Origin of the sequence: Kocuria tytonis (genome assembly GCF_003226895.2) — a bacterium.
Lineage (GTDB): Bacteria > Actinomycetota > Actinomycetes > Actinomycetales > Micrococcaceae > Kocuria > Kocuria tytonis.
Genome location: NZ_PNJG02000001.1, coordinates 575993 through 596370, shown reverse-complemented (window position 1 = coordinate 596370; position 20378 = coordinate 575993). Strand labels below are relative to the sequence as shown.

Annotated in this window: 13 protein-coding genes and 1 tRNA gene; 5 read left to right on the top strand and 9 right to left on the bottom strand. The window is 73.0% G+C overall.

What is annotated here, in order from left to right; all coding sequences use genetic code 11:
• Positions 1 to 209: 209 nt before the first annotated feature.
• Both ppgK and map read right to left on the bottom strand, forming a co-directional pair.
• Positions 210 to 1043 carry a polyphosphate--glucose phosphotransferase gene (gene ppgK / locus C1C97_RS02635; RefSeq protein ID WP_110919061.1) on the bottom strand — a complete coding sequence of 278 codons (834 nt, stop codon included), beginning with the start codon at positions 1041 to 1043 and terminating at the stop codon, positions 210 to 212.
• 76 nt (positions 1044 to 1119) lie between these two features.
• Complete coding sequence (map, locus tag C1C97_RS02630) at positions 1120 to 2016, bottom strand: type I methionyl aminopeptidase (protein ID WP_121029895.1); 897 nt, start codon at positions 2014 to 2016, stop codon at positions 1120 to 1122.
• Between the two features lie 178 nt (positions 2017 to 2194).
• Between map and C1C97_RS02625 the strand changes: the two genes are divergently transcribed.
• Positions 2195 to 2371 (top strand): SPOR domain-containing protein, encoded by a 177-nt coding sequence (locus C1C97_RS02625; RefSeq protein ID WP_110919063.1) that lies wholly within the window; start codon positions 2195 to 2197, stop codon positions 2369 to 2371.
• 69 nt (positions 2372 to 2440) lie between these two features.
• On the opposite strand, the gene panB is transcribed toward C1C97_RS02625, so the two are convergent.
• Positions 2441 to 3289, bottom strand: coding sequence for a 3-methyl-2-oxobutanoate hydroxymethyltransferase (panB, locus tag C1C97_RS02620; protein ID WP_121029894.1), 849 nt, complete (start codon positions 3287 to 3289; stop codon positions 2441 to 2443).
• Positions 3290 to 3499: 210 nt separating this feature from the next.
• Here panB and C1C97_RS02615 point away from each other — a divergent pair, with 210 nt between their 5' ends.
• Positions 3500 to 4843: a glutamine synthetase family protein gene (locus C1C97_RS02615; RefSeq protein ID WP_110919065.1), complete on the top strand. Its 1344-nt coding sequence runs from the start codon at positions 3500 to 3502 to the stop codon at positions 4841 to 4843.
• A 9-nt stretch (positions 4844 to 4852) separates the two neighbouring features.
• Entirely contained in the window at positions 4853 to 7939 is a 3087-nt protein-coding gene (locus C1C97_RS02610) for a bifunctional [glutamine synthetase] adenylyltransferase/[glutamine synthetase]-adenylyl-L-tyrosine phosphorylase (protein ID WP_121029893.1), read from the top strand.
• A 130-nt stretch (positions 7940 to 8069) separates the two neighbouring features.
• Here the strand turns inward: C1C97_RS02610 and C1C97_RS02605 are convergent, their stop codons facing one another.
• Together C1C97_RS02605 and C1C97_RS02600 are read right to left on the bottom strand one after the other, a co-directional pair.
• Positions 8070 to 8666, bottom strand: coding sequence for a DUF2231 domain-containing protein (locus tag C1C97_RS02605; RefSeq protein ID WP_233542675.1), 597 nt, complete (start codon positions 8664 to 8666; stop codon positions 8070 to 8072).
• A gap of 210 nt (positions 8667 to 8876) precedes the next feature.
• A tRNA-Arg gene (locus C1C97_RS02600) sits at positions 8877 to 8952 on the bottom strand.
• 270 nt (positions 8953 to 9222) lie between these two features.
• Here C1C97_RS02600 and C1C97_RS12300 point away from each other — a divergent pair.
• Positions 9223 to 9912, top strand: a complete 690-nt coding sequence (locus C1C97_RS12300) for a single-stranded DNA-binding protein (protein ID WP_158591119.1) — start codon at positions 9223 to 9225, stop codon at positions 9910 to 9912.
• Between the two features lie 225 nt (positions 9913 to 10137).
• The gene (gene ettA, locus C1C97_RS02590; protein ID WP_110919068.1) at positions 10138 to 11820 is read left to right on the top strand and encodes an energy-dependent translational throttle protein EttA; all 1683 of its coding nucleotides are present in this window, start codon (positions 10138 to 10140) and stop codon (positions 11818 to 11820) included.
• A gap of 302 nt (positions 11821 to 12122) precedes the next feature.
• On the opposite strand, the gene C1C97_RS02585 is transcribed toward ettA, so the two are convergent.
• From C1C97_RS02585 to C1C97_RS02570, 4 genes are read right to left on the bottom strand one after another with little or no spacing between them, the layout of a single operon-like run.
• Positions 12123 to 14837: a GNAT family N-acetyltransferase gene (locus C1C97_RS02585; RefSeq protein ID WP_121029892.1), complete on the bottom strand. Its 2715-nt coding sequence runs from the start codon at positions 14835 to 14837 to the stop codon at positions 12123 to 12125.
• Positions 14834 to 16660: an IucA/IucC family protein gene (locus C1C97_RS02580; protein WP_121029891.1), complete on the bottom strand. Its 1827-nt coding sequence runs from the start codon at positions 16658 to 16660 to the stop codon at positions 14834 to 14836. Before C1C97_RS02580 ends, C1C97_RS02585 begins: the two co-directional genes overlap by 4 nt.
• Complete coding sequence (locus C1C97_RS02575; protein ID WP_233542674.1) at positions 16657 to 18891, bottom strand: GNAT family N-acetyltransferase; 2235 nt, start codon at positions 18889 to 18891, stop codon at positions 16657 to 16659. The genes C1C97_RS02580 and C1C97_RS02575 overlap by 4 nt, the downstream gene beginning before the upstream one ends.
• A complete protein-coding gene (locus C1C97_RS02570) occupies positions 18888 to 20354 on the bottom strand; it encodes a pyridoxal phosphate-dependent decarboxylase family protein (RefSeq protein WP_121029890.1) in 1467 nt (488 codons plus the stop codon). The genes C1C97_RS02575 and C1C97_RS02570 overlap by 4 nt, the downstream gene beginning before the upstream one ends.
• Positions 20355 to 20378: the final 24 nt, after the last annotated feature.

The window sequence follows — 20378 nt, the reverse complement described above, 5'->3', positions numbered from 1 at the left end:
CGGACGCACCGGGGTCTCGTTTCATGTCCGCCTCGTTTCACGTCCGTCCCATTTGAGGTCCGGAGACTCTCGGGCGCATCCCCGGTCCCGCGAGGCCCCCGACGACGGCGGACCGGTCCTTGTGGGGGCGGGCGCACCGGGAAGCCCACACGACGCGCGAGGGCCCCGTCTCCTCCCGGAAACGGGGCCCTCGTACGGTGCCGACCGGATCAGTCGATGGGGTCGATCACGGGTTTGGCCGCCTGGGCGTCCCGGCACTGCTGGGCCCACAGTGCGGCCCCCACGATGCCCGCGTTGTTGCGCAGCGCGGCGATCTCCACGGGGGTCCGCAGCTCGAGGTAGGGCAGGAACTTCTCGGAGTTCTTGGACACACCGCCGCCGATCACGAACAGGGAAGGGGAGAAGAGGAACTCCACGTGCGAGAAGTAGCGCTGCAGCCGCTTCGTGGCCCACTTCTTCCACGGCAGCTGCTCGCGCTCACGCGCCGCGGCGGAGGCTCGCGTCTCGGCGTCGTGGCCGTCGATCTCGAGGTGGCCGAGCTCGGCGTTGGGCACCAGCTGCCCGTTGAGGATCATGGCCGAGCCGATGCCCGTTCCGAGGGTGATCACCATGACCAGACCCTCCTTGCCCTTGCCGGCGCCGTAGTGGGCCTCGGCCAGACCGGCGCCGTCGGCGTCGTTGAGCGCCTCCACCTCGCGCCCCAGGGTCTCGGTCATCAGCGCGTCCACGTCGGTGTTGATCCACGACTTGTCCACGTTCGCCGCGGACAGGGCCACACCGTTCTTGATGATGGCGGGGAACACGATGCCCACGTGGCTGTCCGGCGCGGGCGCCTCCGGACGCGACTGCAGCTCGTCCACGATCTGCCGGACCACGTTCGCCACCGCCTGCGGCGTGGCGGGCTGCGGAGTGGGGATGCGGAACCGCTCGCCCACGAGCTGGCCGGTGGTGAGATCCACGATCCCGCCCTTGGTGCCGGTACCACCTATGTCGATTCCAATGCCGCACTGCGAGACGACACCCTGCGGAGTACCTGAGCTCATGAACGGTCCCTTCGGTTCACGGTCTGATGCTGTGGCGGGGCGGTGAGCGGTCCCGCCCCGCCCCCTGCGCTCGAGTTTACGGGAGGGTGAGGATCTCCACGCCGTCGTCGGTCACGACCATGGTGTGCTCGAACTGCGCGGTGCGCATGCGGTCGTGGGTGGTGATGGTCCAGTCGTCGTCCCACTGGTCCCAGGCGATGGACCCGAGGGTGAGCATGGGCTCGATGGTGAAGATCATCCCGGGCACCATCTCGGTGCTGTAGGACGGGGCGGCGTCGTAGTGCGGCACGATCAGACCCGTGTGGAACTCCCGGCCCACGCCGTGGCCCGTGAAGTCGCGGACCACGCCGTAGCCGAAGCGCTGGGCGTACTTCTCGATGACGCGCCCGATCACGTTGATCTCGCGCCCCGGGCGCACCGCCTTGATGGCCCGGTTGGTGGCCTCCAGGGTGCGCTCCACGAGCAGCCGGGAGTCCTCGTCCACGTCACCCACCAGGAACATGGCGTTGGTGTCCCCGTGCATGCCGTTCTTGTAGGCGGTGACGTCCAGGTTGATGATGTCCCCGTCCTCCAGCACCGTCGAATCGGGGATGCCGTGGCAGATGACCTCGTTGAGGGAGCTGCAGATGGACTTGGGGAACCCGCGGTACTCCAGGCAGGACGGGTAGGCGCCGTGATCGCACATGTACTCGTGGGCAATGCGGTCGAGCTCGTCGGTGGTCACACCCGGCACGGCCGCCGCGCCCGCCTCCTGAAGGGCGCGGGCGGCGATCCGACCGGCTTCCCGCACCAGTTCGATCTCCTCGGGCGTGTAGACGTTGGAGCCCCTGCCCTCGTCCGGTTCCGTGCGCCCCACGTACTCCGGGCGCTCGATGCCGCGCGGAACGGGCCGCAGCGGTGTGAGGGCACCGGAGCGCAGGGCGCCGATCGGGGCGGTGGATCCGGGTGCTGGTGCGAGATTGTGGCTGGTCACGATGGGTCATTGCCTCCTGCGGTGGTCACGCGGTGGCGTCCAGGGGCGTCGTGACGCTCCGGGCACCTGCTTCACCAACTAGCCTAAGCCTTGGACCCGGGCTCGTTCCGTCCGGGACGTTCGCGAGCCCGCGGACCCGCGGGCAGACGGCGCAGCACGCCGGAGAGTGAGGAATCACATGGCCGAGTACTGGTACAACCTCTACACCAAGCAGGTCGAGGAAGGCCCCAAGGACGACTACCGCAAGCTCATGGGTCCCTACGCCACGCGCGAGGACGCGGCCCGCGCCCTCGAGCACGCCGCGGAGAACACCAAGCGGTGGGACGACGAGGACGCCGCCTTCAAGGGCGAGTGACCCTGCCGGGGTGCGGGCGGCGTCGTACGCCCGTACTGCCGGGACCCGGGCCCCGTGCGGACGGCCCCGTCAGCCGCGGTAGGAGTGCTCCTCGGCGGGGAAGGCCCCCGAGCGGACGTCCGCGACGTAGGCGGAGACGGCATCCCCCGCGACCTCCGCGAGCTGCGCGTACTGCTTCACGAAACGCGGCATGGTGCCGGCGCGCAGCCCGAGCATGTCCTGCCACACGAGCACCTGGCCGGTGGTGACGTTCCCGGCCCCGATGCCCACCGTGGGGATGTCCAGGGCGCTCTCCACAGCGGCCGCGGCGTCCGCGGAGACCATTTCCAGGACGACGGCGAAGCACCCGGCGGCCTGCACCGCGCGGGCGTCCCGCAGCAGCTGCTCGGCGGCCTCACCCCGGCCCTGGATGCGGAAACCGCCCAGCGCGTGCTCGGACTGCGGGGTGAACCCCACGTGGCCCATGACCGGGATGCCGGCGCGGACCACGGCGGCGACGTGCTCCGCGAGCGCCTCGCCCCCCTCGAGCTTCACGGCGTGGGCGCCGGTCCGCTTCATGATGTGCGCGGCACTGTGGACGGCCTGGGTGGGGGACTCCTCGTACGAGCCGAACGGGAGGTCCACGACCACCAGTGGGCGCTGCGCCCCGCGGACCACCGCGGCGGCGAAGACCGCCATGTCGTCGAGCGTCACGGGCAGGGTGGAGTCGTGGCCCAGCACGGTGTTGCCCAGGGAGTCGCCCACCAGCAGGACGTCCACGCCCGCGCGGTCGAAGATGCCGGCGGTCAGCACGTCGTAGCTCGTGAGCATGGAGAACTTCTCCCCGGCGGCCTTGGCGCGCTGCAGGTGCACCGTGCGCACGCGCTTGACGTCCTGGAGTGCGGGGGCTGCCGACGCTGCGGACCGGGAATCGCTCATGGCCCCAGGATAACGGTCCGTCCCGCGGCCGTGGGGCCGCGGCAGCGGGGCCGTGCGCACGGGAGCGGCGCCCTGCGGTGCGGCGTCCGTGCACGCGCGGCAGCGCCGGCGAGTCCCGATACAGTGGAGCAGTGCCGGGCCCGGGCTTCGTGCTCGCGTGTCGTGGCCGTGAACCGCTGTGCAGCACCCCCAGGAATCCGAGGTGGACCCATGGACCGTCAGCAGGAATTCGTTCTCCGCACCATCGAGGACCGCGACGTGCGCTTCGTGCGGCTCTGGTTCACGGACGTGGTGGGGACCCTGAAGTCCATCGCCCTGGCACCGGCCGAGGTGGAGGCGGCGTTCGAGGAGGGTCTCGGCTTCGACGGGTCCTCCATCGAGGGGCTCTCCCGCGTCTTCGAGTCCGACATGCTGCTGCAGCCGGACCCCTCCACGTTCCAGCTGCTGCCGTGGCGCGGCGAGGCGGAACCCACGTCCCGGATGTTCTGCGACCTCAAGACCCCGGACGGCGAACCGTCCGCCGCGGATCCGCGCGGTGTGCTCAAGCGGGTGCTCGCCAAGGCCTCGGACATGGGGTTCACGTGCTACACCGCCCCGGAGGTCGAGTTCTACCTGCTGCGCTCCTCCGAGCTGGACCCCCGCACCGGCGAACCGGTGCCCGTGGACCACGAGGGGTACTTCGACCACGTCCCCGGCGGCGTGGTCCAGGACTTCCGGCGCCGCGCAGTCAGCATGCTTGAGGCGGTGGGGATCTCCGTGGAGTTCTCCCACCACGAGGCGGGGCCGGGGCAGAACGAGATCGACCTGCGCTACGCGGACGCGCTGCAGACGGCGGACAACATCATGACGTTCCGCACCGTGATCCGCGAGGTGGCGCTGTCCCAGGGGATCTACGCGACCTTCATGCCCAAGCCGTTCTCCCGCCATCCTGGGTCCGGGATGCACACGCACTTCTCCCTGTTCGAGGGGGACACCAATGCGTTCTACGAGGCCGGCGCGGAGTTCCGGCTCTCGGACACCGGGCGCCACTTCATCGCGGGGCTGCTGCACCACGCCCCGGAGTTCACGTCCGTGACCAACCAGTTCGTGAACTCCTACAAGCGGCTGTGGGCCGGGGACGAGGCGCCGTCCTACATGTCCTGGGGCCACAACAACCGCTCCGCCCTGGTGCGCGTTCCCCTCTACAAGCCGGACAAGGTGCAGTCCTCCCGGATCGAGTACCGCGGCATCGACTCCGCCACCAACCCGTACCTCTCCTACGCGGCGCTGATCGGGGCGGGCCTGAAGGGGATCGAGAACGAGTACGAGCTGCCGCCCGTGGAGATGGACGACGTCTTCTCCATGAGCAGCGCGGAGCGCCGCGCCGTGGGCCACCAGCCGCTGCCGTCCAGCCTGCACGACGCCATCGGGCTGACCGAGGAGTCCGAGTTCATGGCGGAGCTGCTGGGGGAGCAGGTCTTCGAGTACTTCCTGCGCAACAAGCGCCGCGACTGGGACCACTACCGCCAGGAGGTCTCCCCGTACGAGCTGCGCACCAACCTGGGCATCCTGTAGGGGCGCCCGGTGAGCGCACGGCAGCGGGACACCACGGGGACCACCGCGAAGGAACGGGCCGAGAAGGTCAGCACCAAGGAACTGATCGGCGTCGGGTTCGCGGACGTCACCAATGCGCGGCGCTGGCTGGGCTTCCCGGAACTGGACTCCGTTCAGCTGCCCGCCGTGCTCGAGGGACTCGGCCACGCGGCGTCGCCGGACGTGGCGCTGCAGCTCATCGTGCGGCTCGTCGAGCAGCACCCGGAGCTCGTCCGCCGGGTGAACGGGGACCCGGCGGACGCCGAGACGATGTTCCGGCTGCTGGGTGCCTCGGAGGCCCTGGGCGAGTTCCTGCTGCGCGCCCCCGAGAACCTGGACCTGCTGGACATCCGCCCCGAGGACCGGCCCGGTGCGGAGCAGCCGGCCGCGCTGCGTCGTGCGCTGCTGGAGTCCGTGGGCGCGGACGCGGACGCTGAGACCCCCGTGGCCGCCGTGACGGGACCGGAGGCGCAGAAGGCGCTGCGGGTGGCCTACCGCCGCGGGCTCGCCCGGGTGGCCATCCGTGACGTGGGGGCGGTGGACCCTGTGGAGTACGTGCCCGCCGTGGGCCGGCAGCTCGCGGATCTCGCGGGTGCCGCGCTGGAGGCCGGCCTGGCCGTGGCGCGCGCCCAGGCTCACGAGCGCTGGGCCCCGGAGGTGGTGGACCAGGTGCGGCTGGCCGTGATCGGCATGGGCAAGTGCGGGGCGCGCGAGCTGAACTACATCTCGGACGTGGACGTGGTCTACGTGATGGAGACCCGCGCCGCGGAATCCGGGGAGACACCGGACGAGAACACCGCGACCGAGATCGCCACGGAGCTCGCGCACGTGCTCGCGCAGACCATGATGGCCACCGGTCCGGAGCCCGCGCTGTGGGAGGTGGACGCGAACCTGCGCCCCGAGGGCAAGGACGGCCCGCTGGTGCGCACACTGGACTCCCACGTGCGCTACTACCAGCGCTGGGCGAAGTCGTGGGAGTTCCAGGCGCTGCTCAAGGCGCGCTGCGTGGCCGGGGACGGGGAGCTGGGAGAACGCTACGAGGCGGCGATCGCCCCGTTCGTCTGGTCCTCCGCCGAGCGCGAGGGTTTCGTGGAGTCCGTGCAGGCCATGCGCCGCAGGGTGACCGAGAACATCCCCGAGGCGGACCGGGATCGCCAGATCAAGCTGGGTCCCGGTGGGCTGCGGGACGTGGAGTTCACGGTGCAGCTGCTGCAGCTCGTGCACGGGCGCGGTGACGAGACCGTGCGCACCCGCGCCACCACCGACTCGCTCACGGCGCTGTCCTCCGCCGGGTACATCGGGCGCAAGGACGCCGAGGAGTTCGGCCGCAACTACCGGTGGCTGCGCCTGCTGGAACACCGCATCCAGCTGTTCCGGCTGCGCCGCACGCACCTCATGCCGCGGGACGAGCGTGAACTGTCCGTGGTCGCACGATCCATCGACGGCGCCACGGAGGGCACCCACCCCACCGCGAAGAAGCTCGCGGAGGAGTGGACCGCGGTCCGGCGGACCGTGCGCTCCATGCACGAGCGGATCTTCTACCGCCCCATGCTCGCCGCGCTGGCCAACGCCCCGGCGGACACCACCCTGACCACGGACTCCGCGCGGGACCGGCTGGCCGCTCTCGGCTACCAGGACACCCGGGCCGCCATGCGGCACATCGAGGCGCTCTCCCGCGGCGTGAGCCGGCGCGCCGAGATCCTGCGCACGCTGCTGCCCGTGCTGCTCGGGTGGCTGGCCGAGGGCGTGGACCCGGACGCCGGTCTACTCAACCTGCGCCGGGTGTGCGAGTCCCTGGGCAGCTCACCCTGGTTCCTCCGGCTGCTGCGGGACTCGAACGCGGCGGCCGAGCGGCTGTGCCACGTCCTCTCGAGCTCCCGCTACGTCTCCGACCTGCTGGAGGTGTCCCCGGAGGCCACGGCCTGGCTCGGGGACGACTCCATGCTGGCCACGCGCGGCCTGGAGGATCTCGGCGTCGAGATGCGCTCGCAGCTCACCCGCCACCGGGACCCCGACGACGCCATCCGGGCCATCCGCCAGATCCGACGGCGCGAGCAGCTGCGGATCGCGCTCGCCGACACGAGCGGCCTGGCCGACGTGGAGACCACGGTGTCGGGGCTCTCGGACGTGGACCAGGCGACCGTGATGGCGGCGCTGCACCTCGCGCAGAAGGAGTACGAGTCCGAGCACGACGGTGCGCTGCCTGCACAGGTCCTGGTCATCGCGATGGGACGCCAGGGCGGCCGGGAGATCGGCTTCGGCTCGGACGCGGACGTGATGTACGCCTACGAGCCCGCCGAGGGCGCGGCCGCCGGGGACGCCCAGGCGGCCGCCGAGGCCGTGCTGAACCGCATGGTCAAGCTGCTCAAGCAGCCGTGCACGCCGCCCATCCAGGCCGAGCGCGTGCTCGAGATCGACAACGACCTGCGACCCGAGGGGCGCTCGGGCGCCAAGGTGCGTTCGGTGGCCTCCTACGCCGAGTACTACGAGCGCTGGGGTGAGACGTGGGAGTTCCAGGCGCTTACGCGCGCCCGGTTCATGGCGGGTTCCGAGGACGTCGCTCAGGCCTTCTTCCGCGTGGCGGACCGGCACCGGTACCCGGCGGAGTTCACGGATCGCCAGCTCGTGGACATCCGCCGGATGAAGGCCCGCGTGGAGAGCGAGCGGATGCCGCGCGGTGCGGACCCGCTGCGACAGGTGAAGCTGGGCCGAGGTGGTCTCTCGGACGTGGAGTGGCTCGTGCAGCTGCTGCAGCTGCAGCACGGCCACGAGATCCCCGAGCTGCGCACCACGTCCACGCTGCCCACGCTGCACGCGGCGGTCGCCGCGGAGCTCGTGGGGCCCGAGGACGCCTCCGTCCTGGAGCACGCGTGGAAGCTCGCCACCGACATCCGCAACGGCAACGTGCTGCGCTCCGGGCGCGCCTCCGACTCCGTGCCGTCCCGGCGGGCGGATCTCGAGGCCGTCGCACGGTGGACCGGGTACGAACCCGGTTCCGCGACCCAGCTCGAGGAGGACTACCTGCGGATCACGCGGCAGTCGCGCTCGGTCTTCGAGCGGCTGTTCTACGGCCGCTGAGCCGCCCCCGCGGGGCGGACGGGTGCGACGACGCCGTCGCCTCCCGTCCGCGCGGCCTTCGTTCGCCGCTCGGCCACCGTGCGCGGGCGGTCCGGTGGTGCACCGCCGGCCGCGGAAGGCCCCTGCGGGCTCAGTGCTCCCGCCCGTTGGTGCCGTCGTCGTAGGCGGCGTCGTGCGAGCCCACCTGACGGGACACCGACAGGTGACCGCCGAGGTACCCGCCGAGACCGGCTGCGGACATGCCGCCCAGTGCCAGCACTCGGCCCAGGCCGTGGCGACCCGCTCGGCGGGCGAGCCACGAACCGGCCTGCAGCGCGGCGGCCGCACCGTTCGCTCCCGCGTGCACCACGGTCACGCGCTTGTCGCGCTGCTGCAGCCCCGAGTACTCGGCCCAGCCGGTGAGGGCGGAGGGCACGGCCGAGAGCACGCCGACGCCCGTGAGCAGGCGTGCGGCCCGGCGGCCGTCGCTGCCGCCCAGGGTGTCCAGCACGAGGGCGCTCATCCAGGTGCCCATGGGGACCTCGATGATCAGGGGGTGCAGGGCGTGCCCCAGCCGCTTGCCGCGCAGCAGATCGCGGATGCTCTCGTTGCCGGTGATCGCGGAGGAGAGCGCGTTGGCCGCGGTGACCACGGGGTCCAGGGCACCCGCGTTCTCGAGCGCCCGCATGGGCGGGGTCAGGAAGCTCTCGGGGGTGGTGGAGGTGTGGACGTGCTGGGACGTGGTCATGGTGGGTGCCTCTCGTCGCTGACGGTGTGAGGTCATCTTCGCACCCGTCGCGGCCCGGCGCACCACCCCTGCAGATGCGGTGCAGATCCCTCGTCACTCGTCGTGGCGCCCGCCCCGGCGCCGTCCCGCCATGGGCACGGCGCGGGAGCCGTGGGGGAACGGTCCCGCACGGGCGAGGCCGTTCTCCAGGCCGGCTCGCCGGACACGTGGTGGTGCCCCAGGAGGGAGTCGAACCCCCGACCAAGAGATTAGAAGGCTCCTGCTCTATCCACTGAGCTACTGGGGCGGGCCGCGCAGAGCGACGACTCAGTTTAGCAACGGCCCGTCGCTCTCCCGCGCATCCGCCGTGCCGTCCGCACTGCACACCCGGGCCGCCGACGGCGCTCGGGGCCTGCCGCTCCCCAGATGCCGTCCCGGTGCCCACCACGGACGGGGTACCCGACAGAGTGGACGCACCCCCGCACCGGGGGCCGGCCACCGCTCGGCGAGGCGTCCTGCGGGACGCGGACGGCGGAGGACCGGGACGGCACGCCACACCCGAGACAAGGAGCACCCCGTGAGCGAACTCATCACCCTGCGCGGATTCGTGGGCAAGGACCCGGAATCACGACTCTTCGAGGACGGCACCACGGTGGCCCGGTTCCGCCTGGCCACCACGACCCGCCGCTTCGACGCCGCCACGAACTCGTGGCACGACACGTCCACCAACTGGTACACCGTCCGCTGCTTCCGGTCCCTGGCCATGCACGTGATGGCCAGCGTGCGCTGCGGGCAGCCCGTGGTGGTCACGGGCAAGCTGGGCATCAACGAGTGGCAGTCGGAGACCGGCCCCCGCACGGTCGTGCAGGTGGACGCGGCGGCCGTGGGTCACGACCTCAGCTTCGGCACCGCGAACTTCTCGCGCTCCGGCGGGCGGGGCCAGCGCGCCGAGGGTGCGGACGGTGCCCAGGGTCGCGGGGCCACCGAGGCCGGTGCGGGGGACGGGGACGCCGCGGGCGACGTCGTCGGCGGGACCCAGGGCGAGCGGGACGGGAGCGAGCACCGGTACCGGGACGCGCAGTCCCTGGGGCTGTCGGAGGACGGTTTCGTGGACGTGACCTCCGGGGCCGTGATCGCCGTGGCGAAGGACGACCACACGTTCGACGGTCTGGCCGACACCGACGCCGACGCCGGTGACGAGGCGGACGAGTCGGCGGATCCGGACCGGTCCGTCCAGGAGAGGGAGCCCGCGGCGTCCGCCTCGTGAACAGGGCCACGCCACCGTGACGGCGAACCTGCGAGCCCGCGCCGACCGGGACCCGGCAGTCGTGGGTCCCGGCCGGCGCCGCAGCCGTGCCGCCGAGTCCACCCCGGCGGGCGGCGTCCCACGCGCGGACGGGGGCCCCGCGCCGCCGTGGCACCGGCCACACGTGGGGCGATCCTGCCCGGACCGTGGCTCGAAGGCCGGCAGTGGCGCGGTAGCCTGGAGGGCATGGCGGAATTTATCTACACCATGAACAAGGCCCGCAAGAAAGTGGGCGACAAGGTCATCCTGGACGACGTCACCATGTCGTTCTTCCCCGGTGCCAAGATCGGCGTGGTGGGGCCGAACGGCGCAGGCAAGTCGACGATTCTGAAGATCATGGCGGGGCTGGACCAGCCCTCCAACGGCGAGGCGCGCCTGAGCCCCGGCTACTCCGTGGGCATCCTTTTGCAGGAGCCCCCGCTGAACGAGGACAAGACGGTCCTCGGCAACGTGGAGGAGGGCGTGGGCGAGATCAAGGCCAAGCTCGACCGCTTCAACGAGATCTCCGCGGAGATGGCCGAGCCGGACGCGGACTTCGACGCGCTCATGGAGGAGATGGGCAAGCTGCAGGAGGAGATCGACGCCGCGAACGCGTGGGACCTCGACTCCCAGCTCGAACAGGCCATGGACGCCCTGCGCTGCCCGCCGCCGGACGCGGACGTGAAGGTGCTCTCCGGTGGTGAGCGCCGCCGCGTGGCCCTGTGCAAGCTGCTGCTGGAGAAGCCGGACCTGCTGCTGCTGGACGAGCCCACCAACCACCTGGACGCCGAGTCCGTGCTGTGGCTCGAGCAGCACCTCGCGAGCTACCCCGGTGCCGTGCTGGCCGTGACCCACGACCGGTACTTCCTGGACCACGTGGCCGAGTGGATCTGCGAGGTGGACCGCGGGCGCCTCTATCCCTACGAGGGCAACTACTCCACCTACCTGGACACCAAGGCCAAGCGCATGGAGGTCCAGGGCAAGAAGGACGCCAAGCAGGCCAAGCGCCTCAAGGACGAGCTCGAGTGGGTCCGCTCCAACGCCAAGGGCCGCCAGACCAAGTCCAAGTCCCGTCTGGCGCGCTACGAGGAGATGGCCGCGGAGGCGGAGAAGACCCGGAAGCTGGACTTCGAGGAGATCCAGATCCCGCCGGGACCGCGGCTGGGCAACCAGGTCATCGAGGCCAGCAACCTGCAGAAGGGCTTCGGGGACCGTTCGCTCATCGACGGGCTCTCGTTCTCCCTGCCGCGCAACGGCATCGTGGGCGTGATCGGTCCCAACGGCGTGGGCAAGTCCACCCTGTTCAAGACCATCGTGGGTCTCGAGGAGCTGGACGGCGGCGAGCTGAAGATCGGCGACTCGGTGCAGATCTCCTACGTGGACCAGAACCGCGCGAACCTGGACCCCGAGAAGACCCTGTGGGAGGTCGTCTCGGACGGGCTGGACTACATCAACGTGGGCAAGGTGGAGATGCCGTCCCGCGCGTACGTCTCCGCGTTCGGCTTCAAAGGACCGGACCAGCAGAAGAAGGCCGGTGTGCTCTCCGGCGGTGAGCGCAACCGCTTGAACCTCGCGCTGACGCTGAAGCAGGGCGGAAACCTGCTGCTGCTGGACGAGCCCACCAACGACCTCGACGTGGAGACCCTCGGGTCCCTGGAGAACGCGCTGCTCGAGTTCCCGGGCTGCGCCGTGGTCGTCTCCCACGACCGCTGGTTCCTGGACCGCGTGGCCACCCACATCCTCGCGTGGGAGGGCACAGAGGAGAACCCGGACACCTGGTACTGGTTCGAGGGCAACTTCGACGCGTACGAGGAGAACAAGGTGGAGCGCCTCGGCGCCGACGCCGCCCGCCCCAAGCGCCTCACGCACCGTCGCCTCACCCGCGACTGAGCCCCCGGCCGGCTCACGCGCAGCTGAGCCCCCGGTGGGCTCGTTCGAGCACGACGGACGCCCCCGGTCCCCGACATCACGTCGGCGACCGGGGGCGTCGGCCGTTTCGACAGGCGCCCACCGTGCCGCGTCGTGCCGGTCCGGTGTGCCGGCCCGTGCTCACCGGGACGCACGTGCGTGGGCTGCCGCACGGATCCGGCGTCGGTCGCACGGGGAGTCGACCGCGCACGGTGCGCGCGGGACGCGCCGGGCCCCGGGGCGCCTGCCTGCAGCGCCCTTCACGGGGAATGCCCGGAGACGGCTCAGCCGCCCAGTCGCAGGAACCCGATCTTACCGGTCTTCCCGGGCAGCTCGATCCGCGGCCCCAGCTCGAATCCCGTGGCCGCGAGTCGTGCCACCGCCCGGTCGTTGGACACGTCCGGTTCAGCGACGATCCGCCGGGTGCGGCCGTACCGGGCGATCTGCCCGATCACCAGGCCGCCGAGCGCACCCGTGAGACCCGGGATCCGGTGCCGGGAGGGCGCCAGCAGCACGTGAACACCGAGGTCCCCTGGCTCCACCCGGTACGCGGCGCCCACGGGATCGGCGTGCGGCTCGTAGCTCTGGAAGAGGCCCACGGGAGTGCCGTCGAGCTCGACGAGCCACGCGTGGTGCGTGGGGGACTCGGCCAGGTAGGCGTAGACCTCCTGCACCTGGGCACGGGTGAGACCGTTCATCCCCCAGAACCGGGCGCGGGGTGCGCCGACCCACTCGTGGATCAGCGCGGCGTCCCGCGCCGGGTCCACGGGCCGCAGCACCGCACGGGCCCCGTGCCCACCTCCGTTCCCGGATCCGGACCCGGTCTCGCCCGCGGACTCGGCCGCGTTCAGGGACCGGGGCACGCGCCCGAGGTCGATGGGTTCGCCCAGGGGCCCCACCGCACCGGCCGGGACCCACGGCAGCGCGTGGTCCAGCTCCCCGCGCGCCCAGCGCAGCACGGGCGGTTCCGTCACGCTCCCTCGGGCCACGGGGTCCGGGGTGATCCACCACGACGCCGCCGGGTCCGCCAGGTCCCACAGCACCCGTGCCGCCGGAACCCGCACGCACGCGGGCCCCGCGCCGGGCACGGTTCCCGCCGCGAGCAGGCAGTCGGCGTCCCCGCCCACGGGCACGGGATCCGCCGGGGTCAGCGCGGTGTCGCTGCGCCACGGCGTGAATGCATGCAGGGTGCCCCACGGCGGCAGGGTCGGTGCGTCGGGATCCGGGACCGGGGCGCCACCCGGCAGGGCGGGCGCGGCGTGCTCCGCCGCGACGCGTTCGAGGGCCGCCCGGGCGCATGCGGACACGTCGATCCCGAGTGCGGGCCCCCGGCGGATGACGTTCTCCACCGCGAGTCCCACCCGGCCCGGCCCGTGCAGGAACGGATCCCACACGGGGGGCATGCCGGTGGGTCCGGCCAGCACCCGCAGCGGGGTGCTGCGCACGAGTTCGTGCACGAACTCCTCGCGCCACACCGCGAACAGGGACGCGGTGCGGGATTCCGCCGCCATGGTGCCGTCCCAGGACAGCAGCCGGGAGCGGACCTCCCGGACCCCGGGGTGGCGGGTGCCCGGCGCGTCGTCCGAGTCGTCGCCCGGTTCCCCGAGCACCGCCCGCAGCAGCGCGGGCCAGTGCGGCGCGGCGGTGTCCACCTGGGCGGCCACGAGGTCCTCGTGACGGACGGCACCGTGCCGGGTCACGGCGGCGTCGAGCAGCCGGGTGGCGCGCTGCGCCCGGTGCGGGGGCGCGCACGCCAGCCTGGCGGCGGAACCCGCGGCGTCGCTCGGCCGCTGGTTCGCCCGGACCGTGATGTCCTCCAGGGTTCGCGAGGACTCCGGGGCACCGAGGTGGGCACCGGCCACCGTGTGACGGCACGCGCCGTCGGCGTCCGCGGCGAGGACGTCGTTGCACGGCACGGCCCAGCCGGCGTACGCGGACACCACGTCGTCGGCGGTCCGCGCGCCCAGCAGCTCGCGGCACGCGGCCACGGAGCGGGACGGGTCGGCCGGCGCGGGGGAGACCACCGTGACGGTGGCCGTGGATTCTGGTGCGGCGGCGTCGAGCACCGCCTCCTCGGCCGGGGTTCCGGGCAGCACGAACCCCGCGGAGCAGGACCACGCGGAGCAGGTGCGCCGGACGCCGTCGCGCGCCCGCAGCACGGCCCGGCGGACGTGCAGCCGCTCACCGGTGCGCACGACGTGCCACGCGCCGGCGCGGCACTCCACGGGAACCTCGGTGACCCGTTCGGTGACGGTCATGGCCGCCGTGATGGCCCACGCGGCGGTCTCGGTGCGGCCGAAGTGCGCCACGCCGGGCAGTCCCACGACCGCCATGCCCCGCACGCGGGTGTCCGGCGTGGACAGGCACACCGGCTGATAGGGCCCCGACTCCTCCACGACCCGGTGCGGGTCCGCGGCGAGCAGCGGACGGCCGGTGACCGAGAACGCACCCGGCACGAGCCACGCGTTGGAGCCCGCCGCGGCGGGGGACTCGGCGTCCAGCACGGGAATCCAGACGTCCCCGAGGAGGCGGCGCACGCGGCGGCGCCACAGCTGCTCGGGCAGGCTCCCCGTGAGCAGGTGGGCGTCCAGGTGCACCGCCACGGGCGTCCACGGGTCCCACGGCCGGACGGGATCCCCCGTGAGGCCCAGCTCGCGGACCTCGGGCGTCCCGGCCCACACCTCGGCGAGTGCCGCGCTGACACCGCGGGCGTAGGCACCGATGAACTCCCGGTCCTCGTGCGACGCCGCGTCCCACCACCGGCGCGCGGTGCCCACGACGTCCGCCGCGAGGCTCAGGTGGTCGGCGTCGAGCGTCTCGGGACCCACGAGCTCCGCCGAGCGCGCCTCGGCACGCCGCCGCAGCACCTCCACGTGCCACGCGCGGTCGAGGCCGGTGACGTACCCGTGGCCATGGGCCAGCGCGGTGAGGTCGTCGGCCTGGACGTGCGGCACACCGGTGGGATCGCGGAACAGCCGCCACCCGGGTCCCGTGGTCACGGCGTGCGCTCCCGCCCGGCGGAACGGAACGTGGCCAGTGGATTCACCAGGCGCCCGGCGTAGGTCAGGGACCCCGACTGGTTCGCGAGGTCCACCATGCGCTGGGGATTGCGCAGCTGCAGCCGGTTCAGGCACGAGTGCGCGAAGGTCTCCCGGAAGAGGTCCAGCTCCCGCCAGTGCTCCGGGAACTGCTCGCGGTGCTCGTCCAGGGAGCGGGCCGCGAGCGCCCAGAACCTGTCCTCGGTCAGCAGCCCGGTGCGGTGCAGCAGGATTGCGAGGTGGCGCAGCACGCCGTCGAGCACGTCCGTGTGGACGGCGAGCTCACGCTCCTCGGGACCGGTGACGGCGCGGATGCGCTCGAGTCCCTCGGGCAGGGGGCGGTCGCTGAGCACCGCGACCTCCTCGCCCAGGTCCTTCCAGAACGCGCCCACGGGCAGACCGGCGCGCAGCCGCAGGATCACGTTCTCGCTGTGGGGCATCAGGGCGGTGTCCTGGGTGAGCAGCAGGTGGGCCACGGGGACGAGGTAGACCGCCAGCAGCGCGTTCACCCACTGCTCGGCGGAAACACCGGAGCGGGCGATCCACGCGCCCACCAGCGGGTTGCCGTCCCGGTCCGTGTGCAGCACGCCGGCGAGGCTCGCCGCGTGCTCGTCGGGCTCCAGCAACGGCAGCGGGGACTCCCGCCACAGCGCCGCGAGCTGCTTGGTGTGGTCCGAGCGGACGCCGCTGCGGTGGTGGGCGTCCCCGGTGTACCCGACCGCCGCGTGCTCGCGCAGCACCCGGACGCCCCGGGCCCGCAGGAACGGATCCTCCCGGACGACGCCGTGGAGCCAGTCGCTGATCGCGGGCATCGTGCGCATGTACGCGGGGGAGAGCCCGCGCAGGAAGCCCATGCTGTGCACGCCCATGGCGGTCTTCGCGTAGTCCCGGTGCGGGTCGGTGACGTCCAGGAACGTCCGCAGGGACTGCTGGGCCCGCCACACGTGGTCGCCCCGTCCGAGCAGGACGAGGTCCTGCCGCAGCACGTCCCCGAGCATCCCGGGCAGGATCCGGTGCTCCCACTGCCACGGGTGCACGGGGATCACCGTGTACTCGTGCGGGTCCTCGCCCGCGTCCCGGACCACGGCGCGGAAGCGCTCCCGCTCTGCGTCCGTGAGGTGCCGCCGCACGTGCTCCTCGTCGGTGAGCTCCGCGCCCAGCGACACGGTGCACAGCTGCCTGCGGGCGGCCAGCCACGTGAGCGGCGTGGGCTCGGCGGCCTCCGGCGCCCACACGGTCTGCTCCGCGGCTCCCATGCCCACGCGCCCGGAGCTCGCCACGAAGCCCGGGTGGCCCCGGTCCAGGAACCGCTCCACCTCGGGGAGCCCGCTGTGCGCGAGCTCCTCGGCGGTGGGAGCGGGCGCGGCCCGGCGCTGCGCCATGGAGAACATGGTCGCGGAGAGGTCCTCCAGGTACAGCGGCAGCATCTCGTCACTCAGTCCGAGCGCGTCCCGCAGGTCCAGCACGGCCTGCTGGGCGTCCGGCTCCCCGGACCCGCCCGGCACGATCCGCCGCACCGAGTCGGGGGCCACCTCCCAGTGCTCGAGGGGGTGGCGCGTGGCCTCGAAGTACCAGCACGGCTGCCCGTGGGCGTCCGCCACGGTCCACCCCGCACCGCTCGGCTCGGGTGTGAGCAGCCGTTCGTGGCTGAACTCCGAGAACATCTTGGCCAGCACGTCCCGCTGCAGCGCACGCGCCGCCTCCCGGTCCAGTCCCGGTGCCGGCGTGGGTCGCGGCGCGGCCGACGTCGCCCGGCCGGTCCGCGTGTCGTGGCTCCCGGTCATCGGGTCACCTCCGTGGTGGTGCGGTCGATCCCGTGGGTCTGCCCGTGCGTCCCGTCGGAGGCAGCCGCTCGCGGCCTGGCCCCTTCGTCGTCGGGGCGTTCGTGGGCGCCGGGCTCCGCGTCAGCCGCCCCCGGCGCCTCGTCGGTGGCGTCCTCGGCGCTCGCCGCGGCCACGGTGGCGCGGTCCACCACGCTCACGCACGCCGTCTTGTCCGGCAGCCGGCACTCACCGACCTCCCGGAACCCGGCCCACCGGTTGACGGCGCGGATCCGCTCGTTGCGCACGTCCGGTTCCACGAGCACCCGCTGCACCGCGGGGTCCGCCAGCACGAACTGCAGGGCGGCGGCCATCACGGCGCGCGTGGTCCCGGGAACGGGGCGGGTGGCCGGTGCCACGAAGAGGTGCAGACCGGCGTCGCCGTCGCGCACGGGCCAGACGTCCGCCAGGGGGCTGCGCGCGGGGTCGTAGGTCTCCAGCAGGGCCAGGGGCGAGCCGTGCTCGCTCACGATCCAGGCGTCCTCGCCGGCCGCGGCGGCCATCCGGTGGTACTCGCGTGCCACGTCCTCGGCAGGGGCGCCCACGAGCCCCCAGGCCTGCGCGCGCGGTGCGCTGAGCCACTCGTGCAGCAGGGGGAGATCGCGCTCCGGGTCCACGGGCCGCAGGCTGAAGCGCCGACCCCGGGTGCCGACCTCGACCGCGCCGTCCCGCCACTGCTCCGCGCGCAGCCGCGGGACGCCGCGCCCCTGGGGGATCTGCCCGAAGCTCTGGAACGTGGTGTGCTCCTCGGTGGCGTACGGCCGGCGCCCCGTGACGTGGGCCAGGACGTGTGCGTTGCGCAACGCCCCCATCCCGAGGTCCGGGGCCGTCAGCGCATGGGTGTGCTCGCCGTGGTTGAGCACGTGCACGGTGCCGTCCACGCTCGCCCGGTGGTAGCGGTCGGGGCTCAGGCGCCCGGCGTCGTCCAGGGTGAGCTGGTCGGAGACCGGCGCGAGCCAGTCCAGGGCGGACGGGCGGTACCCGGTGGCGGCGACCACGGCGTCCGTGACGGTCTCGCGCACCCTGTGGTTCTCGGTGCTGCGCCAGCGCAGCACCGTGCGGCCGTCCTCGTGCCACGCGTCCGTGAGCTCGGTGGCGGCCACGAGACGGACGGACGCGGCGTCGGCGTCCCCGCGGCGCACGTACAGGGCCTCGTGGACCGCCTCGATGGTTTCGTCCGAGATGCCGCGGTGCAGCTGCGGCTGGGAGGCGTTGAGCCGGTCCCGCTCGGCCTCCGGCAGCGCGCGGAAGTGGTCCAGGTAGTCGGGGGAGGTCAGCTCCAGGCTGAGCTTGGAGTACTCCATCGGGTAGAACCGCGGGGAGCGGGTGATCCAGTCCACTGCGGGACCGTCCGGGGCGCGGAGCAGGTCCAGGAACACCTCGGCGGCGGACTGCCCGGAGCCCACCACCGTGACGTGCCGCGTCCGCGCGAGCGCCGGACGGTGGGGCAGGTAGTCGCTCGCGTGGACCGTGGCGTCCCGGACCGCGTCGAGCTGGGGGAGCCGGTGCGGGACGGTGCCCGTGCCCACCACGAGGTGGCGCGTCCACCACGTGCGGGTCTCGCCGCGCGCCTGCACGGTGACCCGCCAGGGGCCCGCACCGGAGGGACGCGTGACCGCCGTGACGCGGTGGCCCCAGCGCACCCCCCTCACACGCCCGGCGGCCCAGCGGCAGTAGGCGTTGTAGTCGCGACGCAGCGGGTAGAAGGACTCCCGCACGTAGAACGGGTACAGCCCCCCGGTCTCCTTGAGCCACTGCAGGAACGAGAACCGGGAGGTGGGGTCCGCCATGGTCACCAGGTCCGCGAGGAACGGCACCTGCAGGGTCGCGTCCTCGAACAGCAGCCCGGGGTGCCAGTCGAACCCGTCCGCCGCGTCCAGGAACGCGGCCCGCAGGCCCGGCAGCGGATCCGCGAGGCACGCGAGGCCCAGGCCGAACGGGCCCACCCCCACGCACAGCAGGTCCAGCGGAGCCCCCTCGGTGCCGCGGTCCGTCGTGTCCCCGGCGTCCGGCGTGCGGGCGGACGCGCGGTTCCCGGATCCGTGCGGGGACGCGGGGCCGGTGGGTGCCGCGCCCACGGCAGCGGGCGACGTCGTGCCGGTGGGCCCGCCCGCGGGGCCGGGCGCCGGAGCGGGGGCCGACGGCGCGGCGTCGTCGGGGCGGGGCAGGGACGGGGCGGGGTCGCCGGGGTTCATGCGAGGGCCTTTCCGGTGTGGTCGCGCGCGGTCAGGTGCAGTGCGGTCTCGTGGACCAGCTCCAGGACCTCCTGGACGTCCTCGAGCGTGGTGTCGGGGTTGAGCAGGGTGAACTTCAGGCAGGGGCGCCCGGCGATCTCCGTCTCGGCCACGGTGGCGCGGCCGGTGTCCCACACGGCGCGGCGGATCGCGCGCACCCAGGGGTCCGGGTCCGCGGCCTCGGGCGGGAGCCAGCGGAAGAGGACCGTGCTCAGCGAGGGCTCGCACACGAGCTCGAAGCGGGGGTCCTCCCGCAGGTTCCCGGCCACCCGGGCGGCGAGGTCGACGACCGTGTCCAGCAGCGCACCGATCGCGTCCGGGCCCACCGTGCGCAGCGTGGCCCACAGCTTGAGGGCGTCGAAGCGCCGGGTGGTCTGCAGCGAGCGGTCCACCTGGTTGGGCTCGGGGGTGTCCGCGGGGTTCAGGTAGGCGGCGTGGTGCGCGCAGTGGCGCAGGGTGCGCCCGTCCCGCACGACCACCGCCGAGCAGCTCACGGGCTGGAACCAGGTCTTGTGGTAGTCCACGGTCACGGAGTCCGCCCCCTCGATCCCGGCCAGCCGGTCCCGGTGCGCGGGGGAGACGAGCAGACCGCCGCCGTAGGCCGCGTCCACGTGCAGCCAGATCCCGGCGGCCCCGCAGATCTCCGCGAGCCGCCGCAGCGGGTCGATCACACCGCGGTCCGTGGTCCCGGCGGTGGCCACCACGGCCATGGGTGTGAGGTTCTGCTCGGCGAGGTCCGCGAGCACCCGACGCAGTGCCGGGACGGACATCCGCCCGTCCCCCTCCACCGGGAGGGGGATCACGCTGTCGTCGTCGAGGCCCAGGATGCGCGCGGCCGTGACCACCGAGAAGTGGCTCTCCGCGCTCGCGAGGATCCGCAACGCCGCCGCCCGCACCGGTCGCGGGGCCGCGGCCGGCAGGTGGGCCGTGCGTTCGAGGGATTCGTCACGCGCGAGCATGAGCGCCTGCAGGTTGGAGGTGGTCCCGCCCGGGGTGAACATGCCGTCCGCGGCGGCCGGGAACCCGATGCGCTGCGCGGTCCAGGACAGCAGCGAGCGCTCCACCGCGGTGGCCGCCTTGGACTGGTCCCACGTGTCCATGGAGACGTTCACGGCGGCCGCGAGGGTCTCGGCGGCCACGGCGGGCACCGCCACGGGGCAGTTGAGGTGGGCGAGCGTGCGCGGGTGGTGGAACCACACGGCGTGCCGCAGCCAGGCGTGATCGAGCTCGGCGAGCACGGAGTCGAAGTCGCCCAGCGGGGCGTCGAGGTCGATCCGCTCGATCTCCTGCGCGATCTCCGCGTGGTCGGCGGGCTCGTGCGGCTGTCGTGCGGCGGCGATGCGGGCGGAGCCGGCGGCCGCGGCCGCGGTGACCTCCCGCATCAGTTCCGCCACGGTGTCCTGGTGCAGCAGGGATGAAGTCATGGAGCAGGGTCCGCTTTCCGTTGG